Genomic DNA, 21,494 nt, shown 5'->3' on the forward strand with positions numbered 1-21,494 from the left:
TCATGTACGGCTAGGAACAGTGACTTAATAATATGAACTTTATGAATACCGCTAAGAAAAAAGTAGAATCTCTATTAAGTAAATTGCCAGATAATTGCTCCCTTGAAGATGTTCAATATCATTTATATGTAATTGAAAAAGTTCTTCATGGTTTAGAAGTAGCTAATAAAGAAAGAAAAATTACACAAGAAGAAGCTGAAGGGCTTTTGAGTAAATGGGTTATAAAGTAGTTTGGTCTTCTAAAGCTATAGATGATGTGGACGCGATCGCCTCCTACATAGCGCGTGACTCTGTTTCTTATGCTGCAGCAGTGGTCCATAGGGTAATTAATGTCACCAAAAATTTGCTTCATAATCCTTTACAAGGAGAAGTGGTCAAAGAGTTTGGAGATGAGAGTTACCGACAAGATTATGCTTATAGTTACCGAGTCCTTTATCAAGTTAAAGGGGATTTAGTAATTGTGGCCGCAGTTATTCATGGAAAAAGATTATTAGATTTATAGTTGAAGCGCGATCGCGTCCAATCAAATATTAGCTCAGAACCGAGTTTCATTGGAAGCTCGGTTTTCTAAGTCAGGAGTCAGGAGTCAGGAGTCCGGAGTCAGGAGTCCGGAGCAGGGTCTATTTATTGTCACGCCTAGAAAAAAGGAAGAGGGGGGAGAGGGGGGAGAGGGGGAAGAGGGGGAACTCAAAAAAATATAGGGTTGTAAATATTCTCGCTACGACAAAGAATTAGCCCTGGGGAGATGGGGAGATTTGTATATTTGCACAATTAAATGTATTTCTGATGAATATTCTCGCTACGACAATGAATTAGCCCTGCTCCACCGGAGGGGTTAGGGGTGGGTTTACTCCTGCTGACTTAAACAATCTATAAATGTTTAACCGGATTTGATATTAAGTATTGTTGATTAGCTTGAATACTTTTTTTTAGCCACCTGTAGCATCTGATGCCAAGTATTTTAACTCTCCTAATTAAATTACCAATTTTCCCATTTTGCTCTACTTTCTTTATCCCAATCATTAATAGTATTATCTTGCTTTGTAGTTTCTTTAGAACGATAATTTACTTCTTCTTCTCCATAATATTCTTCTTCTGCTTCAAGCTCTTCATTAGGGGAATAAATATTAGTCAAAGGTTCTACAACTTTAGCCAACGCATCTTGAATAAACAACTTAACAAATTCATCTTTTTTTGTTAATTGAAATTGTTTTTGTACTACCTCTGTAATGCCACCATCTCCCCAATCTTGGTTATGACTAAAATACTCAATAAAACTCTTTCCAGCAATTCTAGTTAAATAAGCTGCACTTACCCCTTGAATTGCCTTCCCAATTAAAAAAGTTGCTATAGTTAATTGTAAAGCTGTAGAAATTAATTTAATCGCCCCTTCAACAATACCCAAACTAGCAAGTGTTTTAGCCAAAGACATTGCTAACTCTTGCCCTCTTTCAAAATTCAATTCACAACCATAAACTTTGCCAATTTCTATCACCATTTGAGCATTAACTGCAGCAGTGGCCAAAACATCAACTACAGGCAAAGGCGTCACAGCAATAACCCCTGCTCCTATCCACTGAAACCTTTCTACAATCTTCTCTGCTTGTCGTCCTCTTTGAGCATCAATTAAACATCTTGCCTCTTCCCCTAAACGTTGAGATTTGAGCAAAATATTATCAGCAATCAAATCTTCTCCCTCAGCCCTCAAAATAGCAGCCATACGTCCGATTAAAGCCATAATATCAGGTTCTGGCTGATATATCTCCCCAGTCTCAAGCTTAACAGAATGAGGATGAGCAGCGATCGCCACAATATCCATCTTGCTAAACCCTACTAATCTTTGCCTCAGTTTAAGAATGATTGCTTCTTGGTCTTCTTCAGTGTAGAGGTCAATTTTATTAAAGACCACAAGCGATCGCTTACCAATGTCCGCCAAACCATTCAAAGCAGCATATTCGGACTGCTGTAAATCGTTATCAACCACAAATAATAATAGATTCGCCTCTGTCGCCAAAATTCGTGCCAGTTGACCCCTTTCTGTACCTGCTACTCCCGCTTCTAGAATTCCTGGAGTATCAGTAATCAAAATTTCTTTTTCCAATTCTGGCATTCTTAAATGATAGGTTTCTCCGACTGTAGTTGACCCCATAGGTGCTTCTACCCTACCCACCATCTGACCCATTAGTGCATTCACCACAGAAGTCTTACCCGCAGAACCCGTACCAAAAACAACAACTTTTACATCACCTCGTGCTAGACTAGCTTCTATTTCTTGTGAACGCTCTAATAACGCTTGTCGAGCAACCTCATCTTGAATCAATATAGCCTGTTGTCTCACAGCTTTGAGAGATTCAGAAGCTACCTCAGATTTCACAACCGGAATCTTAACTTTAACTTTTGAACCTCGTCGCCGTTGATTTTTTTGAATAGTATATAGTCTCAGATAATATATGAAGGCAAAAATGACTATTCCAATAAGGAAAATTAATAGTAGTAAGAATAAATTGGCCACAAGTGGAGGAGCGGACCATGAAACTTGACTATATAGCCATGATAAAGAACCAATCAGCCAAATTATGAGAAATAAAATTAGGCTTAAACCTAGAATCAATATTAACAAGCGGGAAGTAGACATTTCGAGTTACTTGAAATAAGAGGTTTGAAGTAAATTCAGTTATCAGTATTTTCTTTTTTATCCCTTTAAAAGGGCAGGAGACTTGATTTTTTTGGTTATATAGCGGGTAAGAGCTAATAGTGAGAAAAAAAGTGGAATGTATTCGATTCATTACCAGTTTATGTCCTAACCACTATGGCTGGTATATCTAAAATTTATTTGGTTCACAAGCTAATTGTCAGGAGTTTTTTTGTTCTAGAAGTTAAATTAATCAAGAAAAAAGAACATCAACTTTAAAAATCCCTATCATTTATTGATGTGCAATATTTTGAGTTAAAACACTATCTAAAATCTAAGACTTGAAAGCTAGTGCCGCTACGCGGAAGTCAAAAGTCATGCATCGAGTGTGTAATTCTGAGGGGACCTCAGAATGTAAGACACACATCTGACAGTCAATCATTTTTGATAGGTAAGGCTTTTAGGATGTTGTAACTGGTTAGTTAGGGTTTGCCTATGGAAGCTAAAAGTCAGGATAGTTAAGGTAATGAAGCTTTTTATATTCAATTTATATCCTAAGTTATTGGCTCTTATTGGCATCAATTTACTGAAATTTTCTGCTGAAATTCAAGAAAATTTATTCACATAAAATGGCGAAACCATTGCCTGTTCCCCCATCTCCGAGTCCTCGCGTCTCCGCGTCTCCGTGTCCTACCCCACCAACCAATTTTTTCAGCAAACCTTAGTTATTTCTGTCATCCTGCACTAGATATAAAGCAAAGATAAATATTTAATTAAATGTTATAGATAACTTGAAACAGAAGTTAAAATATTAAAATTTTGTATGTATGAAGCTATTTAAAAAACTATCAGAAGAAACACAATCAACTCCAAAAACTGTTTCTGATCAAAGTAATGAAACAGGTTTAGGAACATTTGGTGGTGTTTATACTCCCTCAATTTTGACAATTTTGGGTGTAATTATGTACCTCCGCTTTGGGTGGGTAGTAGGTAATGTTGGTTTATTGGGGACTTTAATTATCGTCACTTTGTCCACAGCAATTACATTTCTTACTTCTTTGTCAGTCAGCGCGATCGCTACAGATCGAATAGTCAAAGGAGGAGGTGCCTACTATATGATTAGTCGGTCCCTAGGTATTGAAACAGGTGGTGCAGTAGGAATACCCCTATACTTTGCCCAAGCTCTATCAGTAGCTCTTTATACTATTGGTTTTGCAGAAAGCTTAGTAGATGCCTTTGGTGGCCTTAATCAACTATATGTAGCTCTAGCTACAACTATAGCAGTGGCAATCTTAGCCATAACTTCGGCAGAGATTGCTATTAAGGCCCAGTATTTTATTATGGTCGCGATAATTCTATCTCTACTTTCATTTGCATTCGGACATCCCCTAGAAACAACAAACATAGAAATTTTGGGAGCTTCAGAGAGAGTATCAGAATCATTTTGGACAGTTTTTGCAGTCTTTTTTCCAGCCGTGACAGGTATTATGGCAGGGGTGAGTATGTCTGGAGACTTGCGAGAACCTAGCCGTTCAATTCCTGTAGGTACTTTGGCAGCCGTTGGTACTGGGTATATAGTTTATATGGTACTACCAGTTGTCCTGGCTCTGCGGGCGGATGCTACTACTTTAATCGAACAACCTCTGGTGATGAAAGAAATGGCTCTTTGGGGGCCAGCAATTTTGTTGGGAGTTTGGGGGGCCACTCTTTCAAGTGCGATTGGTAGTATTCTGGGAGCACCAAGGGTTTTACAAGCTTTAGCAAGGGATGGAGTTTTACCTAGTTGGTTATCTTTTCTAGGTAATGGTAATGGTCCCAATGATGAACCCAGGATTGGTACAGCAGTAACTTTAGGTGTCGCTACTGCCACGGTTTGTATTGGTGACCTGAATATTATTGCCCCAGTGCTGACAATGTTCTTTTTGACAACCTACATGGTTTTAAATGTTTCAGCAGGTATAGAAGGCTTTTTGCAAAGCCCCTCTTTCCGTCCTACATTTAAAGTCCATTGGTCATTATCAATGTTGGGAGCGCTTGGTTGTCTGGCAGTGATGTTTTTGATTAATGCTGTGGCTACAGTTATTGCTGCTTTGATAGTGCTGGCAATATTTATCTGGCTACAGCGACGGGAGTTAGAGACAACTTGGGGAGATGCCAGACGCGGAATATGGATGGCGTTGGTGCGGGAAGGAATTCTTCAAATAGGTGAGGAGGATACTAAAAATTGGCGGCCACATATTTTAGTTTTGTCTGGGATACCAAAAAAACGTTGGTTGTTGATTAAATTTGCAGATGACTTAACTCATAATCGAGGTATGATTACGGTCTGTAGTGTTTTGCCTAGTGCGTCTCGCGATGTCTCTCAGCAAAGTGATATGCAAGATACAATACGTGAGTATTTGGACAAGCGAGGGGTACAAGCTCTGGTGCGAGTAGTGACTGCTACAGATTTTTTTGATGGTGCGAAACTCTTGGTGGAAACTTATGGCATTGGGCCACTAACGCCAAATACTGTTGTACTTGGAGATAGTCAGGAACCTTCCAGACGCGATCGCTACTGTCAGTTAATTGGTCATGTTCATAAAGCTAAGAAAAATGTAGTGATTTTTCGAGAAGACAGCGAGCATGGTTTTGGTCAACATCGTCAAATTGATGTCTGGTGGGGTGGTTTACAAAATAATGGTGGCTTAATGTTACTTTTAGCATATTTGCTGCGTACAGATATGGATTGGCGAAATGCGGAAATTTATTTGAAATTGGTAGTACCTGAGCAAGCAGCTATTCAACCGACTCAGGCAAATGTTGATCGTGTGATTCGAGGTTTACGAATTAGCGCTGTATCTCAAATTTTGGTTTCTAATGGTCGTCCTTTCTATGATATTTTGCATGAGTCTTCTCAAAATGCTGACTTGATTTTTCTGGGTATTAGGACTCCTGGGGAGAATTTTACTAAATATTATGAGGATTTACAGTGCAAAACGGCCAATCTTCCTAGTACAGTATTTGTTCTGGCAGCACCAGGTTTTTCTTATGGTGAAGTTCTCAGCGATCGCTAATTTTTATTAGACATATTCTTCAAAAGAGGGAATAGGGAGTAGGGAGAAAGAATTAATGAATAAGAGTACGATAATTAATTTGATTTTTTATGATCGGAGATGTCTATTAGATATTTTTAGCTATAGAAGTCAATAAATTCAGGAGCGGTAATTTCAATAATGGATAATTGATAATGGATAATTGATAATTACCTCTCCCTAAAACGGATAGGATTGAATAAAAGGAAAAAATTTATTTTTTTCCCCTTTAAAGGGGAGGTTTTAAACCTGAATTATTTAATAATTTGAATTATTTAATAATTTAATTTAGATAGGACTTATGAATTACAACGTATTTTCGTCTCCTAGTTTTTCATACTTCATGCGTAATATCATGTCCGGTAGCATCGTTTGTGTATAAAATTAAGGCGACAATAGTAGAAAACCTTCTGCCTCCTGCCTCCAGCTCCCGCTGCCTTCCTTCCACCAAAGTATAATTATTCAACCGGACATGATATAAGTCCTGTTAGATAAATTAATAGATATCCCGCTCCAAAAATGTAAAAATTGGAGCAGGATTTTCATCTTAGAGTTATATTCTATTGATATCTTTCCCAACCGAAAAACACAGGGACTACTACTGAGTCTTAACTCCTCGGTGGGTAGACGTTTTGCTGCTTCAGAGTTTCTGCCAACATGGGTGCTGCTACCTTGACGGTAGTCTTACGCTCCCCTCCGTGTCCGTTTCATGTCTCAGATTGTCCACTCACGGCCATAATACTATAGTATATTTCTTCCTACTTAATCAATCAAAAAGTCGCCTGCTTATGAGCGAGGTTTTAGACCCATTTTTTCGGTAAAGTTTGTGGTCATTTTTTAATAATTAATCAGGAGGTAATAATGCCTTAATCTGACTGACAAATTCTTGATGATCCACTACTGGTTTAGAAATATAACTATCTGCACCACTTTGTTTCAAAAAAGATTCTCGATCGCCTGCCATAGCATGAGCTGTCACTAATATGATTGGTATTTTATTCGTTTCAGGGTCAGCTTTAAGAATTTGAGTAATTTTAATTCCATCAACAGATTTACCCTGGTAAACACTACGAGCTAGAGAAACATCCATCAAAATCAAGTCTGCTTCCCCTGAGTGAGCCATTTTTACTACTTCCTCCACATCTTCTGTGTGTTTAACAGCTAAACCACCTCTTTTAGTCAAAATCTTGGAAAATACTCTAGCATTAACTTGATCGTCTTCTACAATCAAAACAGTTTTCATACAAGTCTCCCGCTAAATACTCGTAAGTGTAAAAACCCCATTATAAAGTTTAGACTAAATTTTCTTATAAATACCCAGTAGGCAGTAGGCAGTAGTCGGAAAGAATTAATGTCTCTAAATACGATAATTAATTTGATTTTTTATTATTTGAAGATGTCTAATAGTTATCAGTGATTTTTTGGACGTTTACTTCACCAAAGATTGGTTTAATAGTCCCATCTTACAGCGCTTTTCAAATTGATGAACCACATCTTCACAAACAAAACCTTGTAGGGACTAACCATGGGAACCGCCCTACAGTGGTCTACCCAAATGAAAACCGCTGTAATTTGGATAGAGATTCAGAATATAGGGTTTTCATTTGAGATGTCAGACCAGAGTTGGTTATTTACTAACAGTAAAAAGTCTAGCAAACCTTCTTAACTGTTGCCTCTTGGATTTTACTTTTTGCCTAAAAGCTACCATGTTTTTTACCCAACTCAAATTAAATTAGTATATATTTTTTTATTCCTGCTATGATGATGATAAAAGCAAGAGAAAATTAGTCTATAAAGAATGCTTTTAGCAGCTATAATTCAGGAACTTCAAACATCAAGAATAATACATACTTATCAAGGTAATATTTTAATTCTTTCAGCAGAATTCAGCTTAACACACTTTACTTTAATCTAGTTGTATGACTACCTAAGATAGCATGGCAGATATTTTTGATTTTATAGCCTTCAAAGTATTATTTGGCTAATTAGATAATATTTTAAGCTTTAATCCAAATATGTGCTCGATCTAATATAAATAATTATTCCTATAATCAACTATGGTCAAAATATTTGAGGTATGTTAGCTACTATCTGCAAAAAATCTTTTGTACATTAAAAAAAAATAGATAAAAAAAGTTACTACTGTGAGTGCCTGTAAAGCTATTAAATTTACTTTGCTTGAATTAGGAAAAACATCCTTCAATACACTCTAATTAGTACACTGATGTGCATATAAGTTGGTTACTCCTTGTTACTTTTGAGAAAATTTAGGTATTTCATGCTGAAAATCTTAAATTGTAATAATATTTGGACTTAGAGACTGTTTGTCAAATAAGTATTAAGAGATTATGGATCGACATTCATATAAAAGTGGGAAGGAGTCCAGGGATTGAAATAAGTATGACAGTAATGTATTGGTATTCAGACTTCTAGGCTGACAGATAGAAAGTATAGTCGTGTTAAAAAAACACTCCCCTATTTCCTGTTCCCTATTTCCTTATATAGCAATGTGCGCTGGCATATTTACACATTATTTTTTATACAACTTTTCGCTTACTGCACTTTGAGCTGGACGTTGTAAATACCTGAGCGCTCATTGCCATACATTCAATCTCTTAGTCTCTCAATTGTGCTTTGTCATTTTTTATAAATCGTAATCTAAATAGCAACTCATGGCCAAACAATTAAATCTACTTTCCGGACAAGTCATTACTGCAGCGCTGCATATTGAAATGCAGCAATCATATCTTGAATACGCCATGAGTGTGATTGTCGGTAGAGCCTTGCCAGATGTCAGAGATGGACAAAAGCCTGTGCATCGTCGAATTTTATACGCCATGCATGAACTTGGTCTCACCCCAGACAGACAATTTCGTAAATGTGCCAGAGTGGTTGGAGATGTTCTGGGAAAATATCATCCTCACGGCGACCAAGCTGTTTATGATGCCATGGTACGGATGATTCAAGACTTTTCTAGTCGTTATCCGTTAATCGATGGACACGGTAATTTTGGCTCCATTGATAATGACCCTGCTGCTGCTATGCGCTATACAGAAAGTCGCTTGGCATCTATTAGCAATGAAGGTTTACTTACCCAAATTGGTGAAGCTACAGTTGATTATACCAACAACTTTGATGGTTCTCAGCAAGAACCTACTGTATTACCGGCACAATTACCTTTTTTATTACTTAATGGCTCTTCTGGTATTGCAGTGGGAATGGCGACTAATGTTCCGCCACATAATCTTGGAGAAGTAGTGGATGGCCTTATTGCTTTAATTGATAATCCTAATCTTTCTGATGAAAAGTTATTTAGATTGATTCCTGGGCCTGATTTTCCTACTGGTGGGGAAATTGTTAGTACTGATGGCATTATTGATGCTTATACTAAAGGTAGAGGTAGTATTCCTATCAGGGGAGTGGCCACTATTGAGGAAGTTCCTACAGCTCGTGGGCGTCGCACAAAAAGGGCTATTGTGGTGACAGAGTTGCCTTATCAGGTTAATAAAGCGGGTTGGATTGAAAAAACTGCAGATTTGGTTAATGCGGGTAAAATAGAGGGTATTTCTGATTTGCGGGATGAAAGCGATCGCTCTGGTATTAGGGTTGTAATTGAGCTAAAACGTGAAGCTGACCCTAGTGTTGTACTTCACCACCTCTATCAGCATACTGATTTACTTTCAAAGTTTGGTGCTATTATGTTGGCTTTGGTTGATGCACAACCACGACAGTTATCTCTACGAGAATTGTTGCAGGAATTTATTAGTTTTAGGGAGCAAACTTTAACTCGTCGCTACAGTAATGATTTGGAAATAGCTCAAGGGAGGTGTCATATAGTTGAGGGTTTGCTCAAAGCTTTAAAAGATTTGGATGCTACGATTGATATTCTCAGAAATGCTCCTGATGGTAGTAGTGCTAAGGTTGGTTTTCAGGAAAGTTTGGGTTTGAGTGAAAATCAAGCTGATGCTATTCTGGCAATGCCAATGCGTAGACTGACTGGTTTGGAAAGGCAAAAATTAGAGGAAGAATATGAGCAACTGAGAGAGAAAATACAAGAGTTACAGGGTTTATTGAGCGATCGCCGTTTACTTTTAAGATCGCTGAAAAAAGAATTACGGACTCTAAAGCGCAAGTATGGCGATCCTAGACGTACTCGAATTATTGTTCAAGCGGAATCAAATGCTTCTGTTTCTCAACAGAAAAGCAATGTAGAAATTGGTAATCAAGAAACAAATAAGGAAGCTAAAGGTAGAGGTAGAAAATCAAAAAGTACAGCTATTGAATCACAATTTTTGACTTTGGAAGCTGCTCCACCACCGACTGAAGAGGTTGTTATAGAATTTACTCACCGAGGATATGTAAGACGATTAGCTGCTAAAGAATTTGAGAAGCATCAAATTGATAAAAAATCTAATATTATTACTGAAAATAATGATGATTTTACTATTAATATAATTGAGACAACTACAGACAAAACTTTAGTAGTATTGACTCGTACTGGTAAAGCTTATCCTCTGAAGGTAAATGATATTCCTTCTAGTTCTAATCGTTCGACAACACGACATGAATATAAAGGTGTACCTTTAGTAACATTATTATCACCGTCAGCAACTAAAGAAATGACGGATGCTCGTCAGGAGTTTATTATTGCTCAATTTGTTTTACAGGAGGCTGAAGAAAATAAGGATTTAATCATGTTGACTCAAAATGGTAAAATTAAGCGTTTATCTTTGTCTGATTTAAGTGATATTACAAATCGCGGTATAACAGTAATTAAATTAAAGGAAGATGATGAATTACGTTATGCTAATTTGGCTCAGGTAGGGGAACAAGTAGTTTTGGCAACTTCTGGGGGGAGATTATTAAGATTAGAAATAGATGAGGAACAGTTACCTTTAATGGGACGTACTGCACAGGGGTCTCAAGCAACAAGATTAAGAAAACAAGAGGAGTTAGTAGGTTGTGTAACTTTGGATGGAGAAAGCAATTTATTTTTAGTTTCTCAACAGGGTTATGGAAAGCGTATTGCTATTGGTTCGTTGCGAGTTGCTAATCGTGGTGGTATTGGTCAGAATGCTTTTCAGTTTACGAGACAAACTGATGTTTTGGCGGGAATAGTTGTTGGTGGGTCGGATGTAGTAGTTCAGATGTTAACAACTGATGGTAAGGTATGTGGAATGATGGTGGATTCGGTTAAAGTTTATGGGCAGGATGATAGGGGAAGTCGGTTGGTGAAATTGGGGGCAAACGAGAGGATTATTAAGGTGGTTGGTTATTGATAGCAGAAGGAAGAAGGAAGAAGGAAGAAGGAAGAAGGAAGAGGAAAGAATAAGAAAGAAGAGGGAAAATTTTAACATGAGGTTAGATATTTCCCTAGCTTTTACACAAACGATACCAACGGATATGATATTATTAGGTATTATTTACCTTTTTAATCCAAGGAACATCTCCTGAACGTGTCTTTTAACTGCCCTTATTATTCTATTATTAATAACATTCTTTTTCCAAATTACTATCACAGAGAATCGGAAAAATTGTAAATCTCTTTGATAAACTTTATAAACCAGGTTTGTTATAACTATATTTAGGGTTTGTGATCCAAAGTCTTTTAGTAGGGGTAGGAGACAGGAGACAGGAGGAATGGGAGTTATATCAAATCCGGTAGCATCGGTGTAATTAGATGGGGAGATGGGGGGATGGGGAGATCGAGAAATATTTGGCAATGGTTGAAGATGGAAATTTTTTTTATTCCGAATTAAACGGATTTGATATTATATGAGGAGGTAGGAAGAAGAGTTGTCTCCAGATTGTTCTGCTTTTTTTTGCTCTCAATACTAACTTTTTGAAGTTTTTATGCCAAAAAAAAGCTCATTTTTTTCGCTCCAAAAAGGCTAAAACTAATACCATTCAATGCTTTGAAATTTAATCAGCAAGCCCTATTTACTATTATTTAGAAGTAAAAGTTTCCCAACTATATATCTTAACTTCAAACTCTGCGACATGAAAACGACGAATAGTTGTCTCTTCATCTTCAACCCAAAATTGCCGACCAAACTGTACTAACTTTTGTTGTTTTCCATCAAATATTAATGCTCCTATTGCTACCTTTGCTTTTTCCCGATCGCCAGAAGATTGTTCTTCAACAATTGCTTTAATTTGTTCAAATAAAGAATCATTGTTAGGAATAGTATTTACTGGTATTTGCAAGATAATTATTTTTCTTTGTTTAGCAGAAACATTTTCAGTTATTAATAATTCAGCATCTTTTTTCGGAGGATTTTTTTGAATCTCTAATTGCTCAACTGGTTTTTCTATTTCTACAATAGATTGGTTAATTTCTCTCTCTTCATTTGTTGATTCATTCTGATAATTATCTAATTCTGTCACTGGTTTTTCCTGTTGTTCAACCGGACCTATCATTACCTTTTCTACTTTATTTACTATCAACTGAATTTCATCTTCCCGTTTCTCGGTTTTGCCAGTTAATAAAAGTGGAGTATTTTCTGTAATTACATCTTCGGTGAGTAAATTTTTCACCTCTTTATAAGTTTCGGAAAAAACCACCCCATCAACTTGCCCGGTCATATCTTCTATTTGTAGAAAAGCCATTGTAGTTCCTTTTTTGGTGACATGATGTTTAATACTGGTTAATACCACGACAACTTTTACAATTGACCCCATTTTTTCTTCCTTCATCTGAGAGATATCAATAACATTCTGAATCGAGTGTTGCTGCTGCACTTGTTTGAGAGGATGTTCTGAGACATAAAAGCCTAGAATTTCTTTTTCGTGCTGTAATTTTACAGCAGGTTCAAAATCTGGATCTGAGGAATATTTATAAACAAAATCAAAAGCGGGCATTGCTGTTTCACCTACATCAAATAAACTTAATTGCCCCATATCCCGGTCTTTCTTTCTATCTTGTGCCCACTTCATTACACCATCTAAATTTTCAATTAATTGATTACGGTTTGATTCAATTTTATCGAAAGCTCCGCATTTAATTAAAGATTCTAAAGTACGACTATTAAGAGCGTTAAGATTAACACGGTCACATAAGTCTACTAAAGATTTAAATTCGCCTCCTTCTTTTCGTGCTTTTAAAATTGCTTCTATTGCTCCTTCACCTACATTTTTTACTGCGGATAATCCAAATAAAATTTTATCTTTTACTTCTCCTGTAATTTCTTTTGGCAGGGGAGTAAAATCTACTTCTGAGCGATTAATATTTGGCGGTTCGACTTCAATATTAAATTTCTGACAATTAGCAATATATTTTTGTACTTTATCTTGGTCGCCACTATTAGCAGTAATTAGAGCTGCCATATATTCAACTGGATAATTGGCTTTTAAATAAGCAGTTTGATAAGCTACATAAGCATAAGCAGTCGAATGAGATTTATTAAAACAGTTAGAGGCAACTAATCCATTTGCTAAGACAAAGTTATGGTCTTTTTTTACACCAATATCGTAAACATTTTCTGTTTTTGCGAGCTTGCGAGAAACAATTTTAACCACGACAGTAACTCCTTAAAATCTGTTCTATTTTTGCTTTTTTGTAATCTAACCCTAGACCTGGTATTTGATAGACCCAATTGTAAAATTGCTGAATATGCTCCTGACTATAAATTCGCCAATAGTAAACGGATTGTGATTGGTGCTGAACAACCTTGCCCATATCAAGGTAATTGGACAATGCTTCTGCCCAAGGGTATGAAGCAACTATGCAGACTAACCCACCACTTCTACCTTGATTAACATAGGCACATCCATCACCATCAAAATATCCTAGTAAATAACTACTAAAGTATTGAGCTTCTCGAAAATAATAAGCACCTGACTCAGTGCGTCCAACAACCACAGCATATTGCTTTAGTGCTGTTGCTAGTTGTTTGGAAGAAAAGTTAATCCGATAATGAGGAGCATATCCCTGTGTAAAAGTAATAGTACGGATATCCCCGGTGTATCTCAACTCAGCTTTAAACAACTTAACTAGAGAAAGTTCGGTTGACTCAAAAACAACGTAATTCGTTGAAGTTACACAGCCATCTGCAGCCATTAACCCAAGTAAATATGCTTTCTTTTACGAGTCAATAGTGTTGAAGTAGGTTTCATCAAGACTATAACGATTCCTTCGTTTAGTATTAATTCCTACTTCTACCAATACGCGTGCAACTGAGCGTTTACTTACATTGAGAAAATCTGGAATTTCTTGGCATTCCATTCCCCCCTCAAATGCTTGAACAATCTGTTGCTTCAATTGAGGTGTTAACTGACGATAGGAAATTCCCATTGTGCTACACTCCCTAAACACTTCAAATCCAAATTACGCTCAAAAATTTCATCAATAGGCAGCATTTGACCATCTTCAGTCATAAACTTATGTTCTGGTGTTGCTCGAATAACTTTTCCATCTTCCAGAATATATTCATAAACTTCCTGCATACCCTGATTATGCCATTGAGCAATTGGTTGTGTATAAATATATCCATTTTTATCTATGGTATAAACATTACATTCAATCCGATCTTCTACAATTTTACCAATAGGAATAGCGCCATATTCTACAGTCATAATTTCTGTCTCATAAGCCAAACAATATTCAGCGAATTTAATCATTTGCTCAAACAAATCTTCTGCCACTGCAGAAAGAACTCCTCTTTGAGTTGCACCATCAATAAATATTTCTCGGTGCTTTTCCATTTCCGAGACTTTCTTTTTACCCATACAGTTGTGAACTATAAAATCATTGGCAATGAAGTTATGAGTTTCGGAAATTGTCAAATCAAAAACTTCTTCTTTGCCAATATATTCTATAGAAGTAATCTCATCCCAAAACACTTCAGAGTTAGCTATTGCTTTTAATTCTTCATCTGCAAAAGCTGTGGCAAATCTATTAACTTTATGACGGGATAAACTCCGGGTTGGAGTATTTTTAAAATTTAAACCTGACGACATTGTGCCACGACATACTCCGACAGCTTTATCTATTTCCGCCCAAGTCATTCCACTAGCTTTTTTAGCTTGTGCAATTACGGTAAGAATTTCTGGGGGTAGACAATGTTTAGATTGATTATTTTGCTTATCTTTGATAACTAAATAACAACTTTGACAAATCTGCTTTTTGTAACTACTCAAATATGGCTGTATCAATTCACAAAACTTGAGCATATCCTCACGTCCTGTAATTTGAACTCGATAAGAAACATAAGGCTCACCTAGATATTTTATCTTCTTAATATTGAACAGAGAAACAATACCTAAACGCAGAAGTAAATGTTGGATTTGTCTGACTAAAACTTTTGAGGTAGAGTTGTAATCTGTATGCCCAATTTTTTTGTCAAAACTACCATCTGTTGACCATAAAATTCCTAAGAAAAGTTGTAACTGACTCTTCGACAAAGAAAATACCCAATTAGGAATTTCTTTATCCCGTGAATGAGCACGTTTGAGATGATTATCTACCCAATTATTAAAAGCTGAAAGAAAACCTATACGAACATAAGTAACTGATTTTTTTCCTTGATGAAGTTGTTTATCGGTAGGTGCTAAAGAGCCAAATAATTCTTCTGCGCAATTATTAAAGTCAGCAATTAATTCTGTATTACTATTACAAAAATAACTACAAGAGGGACTCTTAGTAGATAGATGTCCATCACCTATTAAATAAGCAGTAAGTTTAATTTGAGCATCAGATATCTGACTACTATGATTAATCGGGATTTTCTTTGGTAAACCTAAGCGATCGCCTAGGTCAAAATCTTTTAAAGGTTTCCACCCTAAAACTGTATAAAAAAGGTGGTCGTTTGTAGCTCTAATTTTCCGGTTTGTTCGAGTAGTAATTTGCCAAACATCTCGTATACCATTAGGATGAATTTCTGTTATTGTTTTTTGCACAATTTGTTGAGTTTTGGTGTCTAAAGAAAATACTTTTCGACTTAACCAATACTCAGGTTTAGCAGCTATTTCTTTGAGACTAACTAAGTTGCCTGTTGCTGCATCTATTACTTCTGTTGAACCACTCAAACAACGACGTAATAAATCTGCTTCCCCCAAAGAATATCCTGCTAAATCTTGAGCCATTTTCATAATTTGTTCTTGGTAACAAAGGACTCCATAAGTTTCTTGCAAAATCGGCTCTAATTTTGGATGTTGATATTTAATTTCTTCCCGCCCATGTTTCCTATCAATAAACTTCGGAATTAAACCAGCATCCAAAGGTCCAGGACGATACAAAGCCAAGATAGAAGAAATATCTTCAATCGAACTAGGCTTCAATTTTTTCACAACATCAACCATCCCAGAAGATTCCAACTGAAATACTCCTTCTAAATCTCCAGATTTAAGTAAGTCATAAGTCTTTTCTACATCTTCTGGCATTTCCCCTCTGCTTTGTTTTGCAATAATTGCTTTTCTTTCAAGAGCTGGCAAATCATCTGGAATCAAAGGAAAAGGAGGATTATAATTTTTCTCAATCAAATCGGCAGTATTCTGAATAATAGTTAAATTTTTCAATCCCAAAAAATCCATCTTCAACAAACCAAGGGATTCTATATCTTCCATGTGATACTGAGTAATGACCGAACCATCATTATTTCTTTGCAAAGGCACAATTTCATCCAGAGGTTCTTTAGAAATTACTACTCCTGCCGCGTGTACTCCAAAAGTTTTATTCGTACCCTCAATTCTAATTGCCATATCTATCCATTGCTGGACAGAAACTTTATTAAAAATTCCCCCTTCATTATCTTTTATTTGTATTTCATTATTCTCATAAGCTTCCTTAAACTCTGGAGCAGGAGTCTCATTAGAAATCATCACCTTTAACTTTGCTGGTTTACCCCTGGCAACAGGAATTAACTTTGCCATTTTATCGGCTTCTCCAAAGGAAACCCCCAATGCTCTCGCCACATCTTTTAATACTGCCTTAGATGTCATCCGGTTAAAAGTAATGATTTGAGCAACTCTCTCTTCCCCATATCGTTCAGTCACATAATCAATCATTGCATCTCGGTTTTCAATGCAGAAGTCTGTATCAATATCTGGCATTGATTTTCTTTCTGGATTTAAAAACCTTTCAAATAACAAGCCATGATGCACCGGATCGATATTAGTAATTCGCAAAGAATAAGCAACTAATGAACCAGCAGCACTTCCCCTACCAGGACCCACAGGAATATTTGCATCTCTGGCATATTTTATATAATCCCAAACTACCAAAAAATATGTAGAGAAACCTTTATCCTGAAGAACTTTTAATTCAGTTTCCATCCGCTCTTTATAAACTGCGGAAATTTCACTTCTTTGTTGACGTTTTAGCCTTTCTAATAATCCTTGCCAAGAAAGTTCTTCCAGATAAGTATCGGCATTATGTTCTGGCGGAATCGGATAATCAGGAATCCTTGGCTCTCCTAAAATTCCTTCATATTTTTCAACCTTATTTGCCACTTCTAATGTATTAGCGATCGCTTCTTCTATTACTTCATTTTCTAAGTGGTCTCTAAATAGTTGTTTCATCTCTTTAGCAGACTTTAAATATTCAGTACCGCTATATCGCATCCGCTTTTCTTGAGTGATTAATTTTTTAGTGTTAATACACAACAAAGCGTCGTGTGCTTCTACGTCTCGACAAGAAATAAAATGAGAGTCATTTGTAGCTACTATTTTTATCTTTAATTTCTCGGCAATTTTAACAATTCCAGTATTTACTACCCTATCTTCTGAGAAACCGTGGTCTTGTATTTCTAAATAGTAATCTTCTCCAAATAAATCTTTGTACCACTTAGCTACTTTCTTAGCTTCATCTAATTTTCCCTGCATAATATTTTGCGGTACTTCTCCTGCCAAACACCCGCTAGTTACTATCAAGTCTTCGTGGTATTTTTCTAACAATTCTTTGTTAATACAAGGTCTACCAAATAGAGAGTTTCCTTGAAAACCTTGTAGATGAGAAAGGGTTGTTAATTTGACTAAATTTTTATAGCCTTGAGTATTTTTTGCTAATACAATTTGGTGAAACTTTTTGCCTCGTTGCTGTTTTGTAATATCTCCATTTATGACATACATTTCATTGCCAATTATGGGTTTAATGTTTTTATTTCGACACAGTTTAATTAATTGAATCGCCCCATACATTACTCCGTGGTCTGTCAGAGCAATGGCTGGCATTCCTAGTTCTACCGCCCTATCTATTAATTGTGGTAATTGGGATGCCCCGTCTAATAGGCTATAGTCGCTATGAATATGTAGGCCAACAAATGACATTTTTTTTAGATTTTAGAATAAATATTATATGTAGCTTTATTTTATAGGGAAGAAGTCAGAAGGAAGAAAGAAGAAGGTTGATATTTAATTTTTGCTGGTGTTGGTTTGACTGAAAGCCTTTACCTGTAAAATTTTTAGGGTTTAATGAAAGGTAACTATAAATTAAGCTTATAAATTATTGCTAAATATATTTGGAATTTAAACTAAATTTTCCAAAAAAAGTTCAAATGAGCTATTTAGAGGGAAAAATGGGGGTAAAAAGGGTGCGATCGCGCTTTCATTGGCTATTTGTTATAAGTATTGATATATAAGAGATATAGGGTAGTTGCTTGTCAAGAAATTTTCGTGTATTTTGGAGGTAAGTCATTCGCTCTGCGTAGGTGCTTATGAAGATGAGTAAAGGATTTTCGGGTGGGAGTGCGTTCGCGCTAGCGTAACGTAGTTTTATCGCTTTTCCGTCAATATTATGTAAATCAAATTACAATTAATAATGTTGATATCAAATTACTACTATGGCTACTGAAAAGGTTAATCCAAGTTTGAAATGGCTACTTCAATCTGATTGGCGAGAAAAATTCATTCCTAGTTTAGGTATAGACCCATGGATAACTGTTTATTTTGATAAAGTTACTGAAGACGAGAATCTTGGCATATTTTCAGCCTTGATTCCAAATGCTGATTTTGAAACTTCTCTAAGCAAGATTTCTTGGGATTTCCATCTTGAAGATGGGCATCCATGTTTCAATAAAAATCTTAACTATTTGCGGTTTGGAAACTTAGATGATGTAGAACCATTTATAATTCGTCGGGATTTTCATGGCATTCGTGACTCATATAACGAAATCATTGAAGAGTTTCGACACTTCCATCGTTTGTACCACGATTGTGAAAAAAATCAACTTCTCAAATTTGATGATAGAGGAGATGAAATTGTAGTAGCAAAACTTGAAACAGATAAGGTTGAAGTTCGTCTCAAAGAAGTACGTCAATTTCTTGCTGTAAAAGAAATGCACTTAGCAATTTATTTTGACTTTAAACGATACTCTGAATCAGTGCTTGATGAATTTACACAGGAATTAGACCATAAAAATAAAAAGGATTTAACTTACTATAAACTTCGCGCAAGTTCGGCAGAAAATTTTCATATAGCCAACTACAAATCCTTCTCATACTTGTGTGGAAAGAAACTTATTTCTCCATTTCCACTCAATCGCTGTGGAATGTGGCCATTCAATGATAAGGACAAGGAAAACTACATTGATTTCATTATTGGAGTAGATAAAAATGGGGATTCAGTCAAATATTCTTGTAATCCAGATGAGCTGGCAAACTACTTTGGTGATAATCCAAATGCTCCAAAATATCTTACACCTGTCTTCTTTCGGCGCGAAGTTTTGACAAAATATTATGCTCATCTTTACCTTGAACTCTTTCCGTTAACTTATCTGGTAAATTAATTTTAATTTGCATAATTTAAAAATATCCTCGCTCTACATTTGACATTTTTTTTAGGTTTTAGATTAAATATTTGGCGTTAGTGAATCAAGCTATGAAACCTAAATTTGGCAAAATATAACATAATTAGGGGCGAAGTAGATTTTAGTTTAAACTGAAATAATATCACCTCAATATTTGTAAGCATTTCCTGCGGAATGCTGCGCAAACAGCTATTAGCAGTTAGCTAGTCTCCTCCAGAGGAACTACGTTAACAGCAATTAGTAATGAATAATTGCTTCTCAGGTTTATAAATGGGACTTTTGCAGTAAATTTTTATTCTTTCTCAATTTCAAAGGTTGCTTTTACCTTGTCAAAAATTAATAGCTGAATTGCGCAGTTCCGACCATAGGAGCCTAGCTAATAGCTGACGGCTGAACGCTTACCGAATAATTAATAATTAAATAATTCTGGTTTAAAGCCTCCCCTTTTAAGAGGAAAAAAAGCGGTCGAGGGATGGCGATGTCTCCTCGCCATATCCAATCGACCAAGAGAAGAAATAATATTTCCTTATATTCAATTCCGTAACGGTTTTAACCAGAGGTAATTATCAATTATCAATTATCCATTATCAATTATCCATTATCAATTAATGAACAATATTTATGTTTAAAGTCGCCCCTATAACTCAGATATCTCAGCCAAATATTCCAAGTTTTATAGATAACTGAAAACTAACTACGGTCAATTTCTGCCAAAATTTCATCTAAGATTTCTTGGGCACCTTGTTTTCTCAATTTCTGAGCTAATTCAATACCTATTTGTTCCGCATCATTAACACCAGCAGTTACAACATCCTTAACTAATTTCTGACCATCTAAACTAGCAACAATACCAGTTAAAGTCAGTTGTTCCCCTTCTACTTTAGTATTGACACCAATAGGAACTTGACATCCACCTTCCAACTCTCTCAAAAAAGCACGTTCGGCATAACATCTCTGAGCCGTGGCAGTATGTTCCAAACTCTTCAATATATCAAGAATATCATTATCTCCGGCACGACATTCTATTCCTAAAGCACCTTGTCCAACTGCATGAAGAGAAACTTCTGGCGGTATAACCTGATGAATGCGATCGCCCATACCTAATCTATGCAAACCAGCAAAAGCTAAGATTAGGGCATCATACTCTCCAGCATCCAATTTTGCTAGTCTAGTATTCAGATTACCACGAACATCCTTAAATTGAAAATGGGGGTAATGGTGACGGAGTTGTGCCAAACGTCTGAGGGAAGATGTGCCAATCACAGCACCTTCTGGCAAAGCTTCAAGTTGTTTATCCTTGAACTTTTCATGGACGACCAGAGCATCTGCCGGGTTTTCCCGTTCGGTGACACAACCTAAAACTAAACCTTCTGGCAAATTTGTAGGTAAGTCTTTGAGGGAATGAACTGCTAAATCAGTTTCATTTTGCAGCATTCCCAACTCTAGTTCCTTGGTGAAAAGCCCTTTATCCCCAATTTTTGCTAAGGCCACATCTAGAATTTTGTCTCCTTGAGTAGACATAGTGTGGACTTCAAATGTGATATTTGGGAAATTTTTCTGGAGTTGTTCTTGTACCCAATAAGTTTGAACTAAAGCCAGTTGACTTTTGCGGGAACCGATCCGAACGGTACGAGTAGGGGCAGATACTGTCATATCTTAATAATTTCGAGTAAATAATTGTGGTCATTCTTTCTAGACTACCGTAAAAAGGGGCCTAAATGGATGATTCTGGGTAAGTGAAATTATTTTCTGGTTGTAAACATAGGTTTCCTTCATTAACTATAGCGCTAGGGTTTGAAATGCTAAATTTGTAGCTACTAGGATTTCCTACTAGATTTGAGTAGTCATTTGTTCCCATTGCCTTAAACCAGAAATTATTGTTGTTGAAATCAATACTTGTGGAGGTAGTGGCACTAAATGGAGCCGGAATATTTAGGCTAGAATTTCGGCCAAACGCAATGTCTGCAGGGTTTATGATCCACATTCCGCACCACAAAATGTAGCAAACAAAAGTCAAAAGTCAAAAGTCAAAAGTCAATTATAGTG

Annotated in this window: 14 protein-coding genes; 6 read left to right on the top strand and 8 right to left on the bottom strand. The window is 36.3% G+C overall.

What is annotated here, in order from left to right; all coding sequences use genetic code 11:
- The first annotated feature begins 41 nt into the window (after window positions 1–41).
- Window positions 42–230, top strand: coding sequence for a hypothetical protein (locus F6K15_RS02765; protein WP_202223026.1), 189 nt, complete (start codon window positions 42–44; stop codon window positions 228–230).
- Window positions 215–502 (top strand): type II toxin-antitoxin system RelE/ParE family toxin, encoded by a 288-nt coding sequence (locus tag F6K15_RS02770; RefSeq protein ID WP_293056752.1) that lies wholly within the window; start codon window positions 215–217, stop codon window positions 500–502. Before F6K15_RS02765 ends, F6K15_RS02770 begins: the two co-directional genes overlap by 16 nt.
- 477 nt (window positions 503–979) lie before the next feature.
- Here F6K15_RS02770 and F6K15_RS02775 read toward each other — a convergent pair whose 3' ends face one another.
- The gene (locus F6K15_RS02775) at window positions 980–2,635 is read right to left on the bottom strand and encodes a YcjF family protein (protein WP_293056753.1); all 1,656 of its coding nucleotides are present in this window, start codon (window positions 2,633–2,635) and stop codon (window positions 980–982) included.
- An 824-nt stretch (window positions 2,636–3,459) separates the two neighbouring features.
- Here F6K15_RS02775 and F6K15_RS02780 point away from each other — a divergent pair.
- Window positions 3,460–5,688 (top strand): amino acid permease, encoded by a 2,229-nt coding sequence (locus tag F6K15_RS02780; protein ID WP_293056755.1) that lies wholly within the window; start codon window positions 3,460–3,462, stop codon window positions 5,686–5,688.
- An 862-nt stretch (window positions 5,689–6,550) separates the two neighbouring features.
- Here the strand turns inward: F6K15_RS02780 and F6K15_RS02785 are convergent.
- Complete coding sequence (locus F6K15_RS02785; protein WP_293056757.1) at window positions 6,551–6,949, bottom strand: response regulator; 399 nt, start codon at window positions 6,947–6,949, stop codon at window positions 6,551–6,553.
- Between the two features lie 1,429 nt (window positions 6,950–8,378).
- On the opposite strand from F6K15_RS02785, the gene F6K15_RS02790 reads away from it, so the two are divergent.
- Together F6K15_RS02790 and F6K15_RS02795 are read left to right on the top strand one after the other, a co-directional pair.
- Window positions 8,379–10,985, top strand: a complete 2,607-nt coding sequence (locus F6K15_RS02790; protein WP_293056760.1) for a DNA topoisomerase (ATP-hydrolyzing) subunit A — start codon at window positions 8,379–8,381, stop codon at window positions 10,983–10,985.
- On the top strand, window positions 10,975–11,160 hold the full coding sequence (locus F6K15_RS02795) for a hypothetical protein (protein ID WP_293056762.1): 186 nt from the start codon (window positions 10,975–10,977) through the stop codon (window positions 11,158–11,160). Before F6K15_RS02790 ends, F6K15_RS02795 begins: the two co-directional genes overlap by 11 nt.
- Before the next feature lie 492 nt (window positions 11,161–11,652).
- Here the strand turns inward: F6K15_RS02795 and F6K15_RS02800 are convergent, their stop codons facing one another.
- From F6K15_RS02800 to dnaE, 4 genes are read right to left on the bottom strand one after another with little or no spacing between them, the layout of a single operon-like run.
- Window positions 11,653–13,224: an OB-fold nucleic acid binding domain-containing protein gene (locus tag F6K15_RS02800; protein WP_293056764.1), complete on the bottom strand. Its 1,572-nt coding sequence runs from the start codon at window positions 13,222–13,224 to the stop codon at window positions 11,653–11,655.
- The gene (locus F6K15_RS02805; protein WP_293056766.1) at window positions 13,217–13,765 is read right to left on the bottom strand and encodes an LAGLIDADG family homing endonuclease; all 549 of its coding nucleotides are present in this window, start codon (window positions 13,763–13,765) and stop codon (window positions 13,217–13,219) included. The genes F6K15_RS02800 and F6K15_RS02805 overlap by 8 nt, the downstream gene beginning before the upstream one ends.
- Window positions 13,766–13,789: 24 nt before the next feature.
- Complete coding sequence (locus F6K15_RS02810; RefSeq protein WP_293056768.1) at window positions 13,790–13,999, bottom strand: hypothetical protein; 210 nt, start codon at window positions 13,997–13,999, stop codon at window positions 13,790–13,792.
- Window positions 13,975–17,970 (bottom strand): DNA polymerase III subunit alpha, encoded by a 3,996-nt coding sequence (gene dnaE / locus F6K15_RS02815; protein ID WP_293056770.1) that lies wholly within the window; start codon window positions 17,968–17,970, stop codon window positions 13,975–13,977. Before dnaE ends, F6K15_RS02810 begins: the two co-directional genes overlap by 25 nt.
- Window positions 17,971–18,482: 512 nt before the next feature.
- Here dnaE and F6K15_RS02820 point away from each other — a divergent pair.
- The gene (locus tag F6K15_RS02820; protein WP_293056772.1) at window positions 18,483–19,427 is read left to right on the top strand and encodes a hypothetical protein; all 945 of its coding nucleotides are present in this window, start codon (window positions 18,483–18,485) and stop codon (window positions 19,425–19,427) included.
- A 711-nt stretch (window positions 19,428–20,138) separates the two neighbouring features.
- On the opposite strand, the gene hemC is transcribed toward F6K15_RS02820, so the two are convergent.
- Both hemC and F6K15_RS02830 read right to left on the bottom strand, forming a co-directional pair.
- Window positions 20,139–21,101: a hydroxymethylbilane synthase gene (gene hemC / locus F6K15_RS02825; RefSeq protein ID WP_293056774.1), complete on the bottom strand. Its 963-nt coding sequence runs from the start codon at window positions 21,099–21,101 to the stop codon at window positions 20,139–20,141.
- A 61-nt stretch (window positions 21,102–21,162) separates the two neighbouring features.
- On the bottom strand, window positions 21,163–21,432 hold the full coding sequence (locus tag F6K15_RS02830) for a hypothetical protein (protein WP_293056777.1): 270 nt from the start codon (window positions 21,430–21,432) through the stop codon (window positions 21,163–21,165).
- Window positions 21,433–21,494 lie beyond the last annotated feature (62 nt).

It is taken from the genome of Okeania sp. SIO2B3, from assembly GCF_010672525.1.
Taxonomy (GTDB): Bacteria; Cyanobacteriota; Cyanobacteriia; order Cyanobacteriales; family Microcoleaceae; genus Okeania.

Excerpts from the sequence above, each read along its gene's own strand:
- F6K15_RS02765 (WP_202223026.1), top strand. The coding sequence starts at position 42 with ATGAATACCGCTAAGAAAAAAGTAGAATCTCTATTAAGTAAATTGCCA.
- F6K15_RS02770 (WP_293056752.1), top strand. The coding sequence starts at position 215 with ATGGGTTATAAAGTAGTTTGGTCTTCTAAAGCTATAGATGATGTGGAC.
- F6K15_RS02775 (WP_293056753.1), bottom strand. The coding sequence starts at position 2,635 with ATGTCTACTTCCCGCTTGTTAATATTGATTCTAGGTTTAAGCCTAATT.
- F6K15_RS02780 (WP_293056755.1), top strand. The coding sequence starts at position 3,460 with ATGAAGCTATTTAAAAAACTATCAGAAGAAACACAATCAACTCCAAAA.
- F6K15_RS02785 (WP_293056757.1), bottom strand. The coding sequence starts at position 6,949 with ATGAAAACTGTTTTGATTGTAGAAGACGATCAAGTTAATGCTAGAGTA.
- F6K15_RS02790 (WP_293056760.1), top strand. The coding sequence starts at position 8,379 with ATGGCCAAACAATTAAATCTACTTTCCGGACAAGTCATTACTGCAGCG.
- F6K15_RS02805 (WP_293056766.1), bottom strand. The coding sequence starts at position 13,765 with ATGGCTGCAGATGGCTGTGTAACTTCAACGAATTACGTTGTTTTTGAG.
- F6K15_RS02810 (WP_293056768.1), bottom strand. The coding sequence starts at position 13,999 with ATGGGAATTTCCTATCGTCAGTTAACACCTCAATTGAAGCAACAGATT.
- dnaE (WP_293056770.1), bottom strand. The coding sequence starts at position 17,970 with ATGTCATTTGTTGGCCTACATATTCATAGCGACTATAGCCTATTAGAC.
- F6K15_RS02820 (WP_293056772.1), top strand. The coding sequence starts at position 18,483 with ATGGCTACTGAAAAGGTTAATCCAAGTTTGAAATGGCTACTTCAATCT.
- hemC (WP_293056774.1), bottom strand. The coding sequence starts at position 21,101 with ATGACAGTATCTGCCCCTACTCGTACCGTTCGGATCGGTTCCCGCAAA.
- F6K15_RS02830 (WP_293056777.1), bottom strand. The coding sequence starts at position 21,432 with ATGTGGATCATAAACCCTGCAGACATTGCGTTTGGCCGAAATTCTAGC.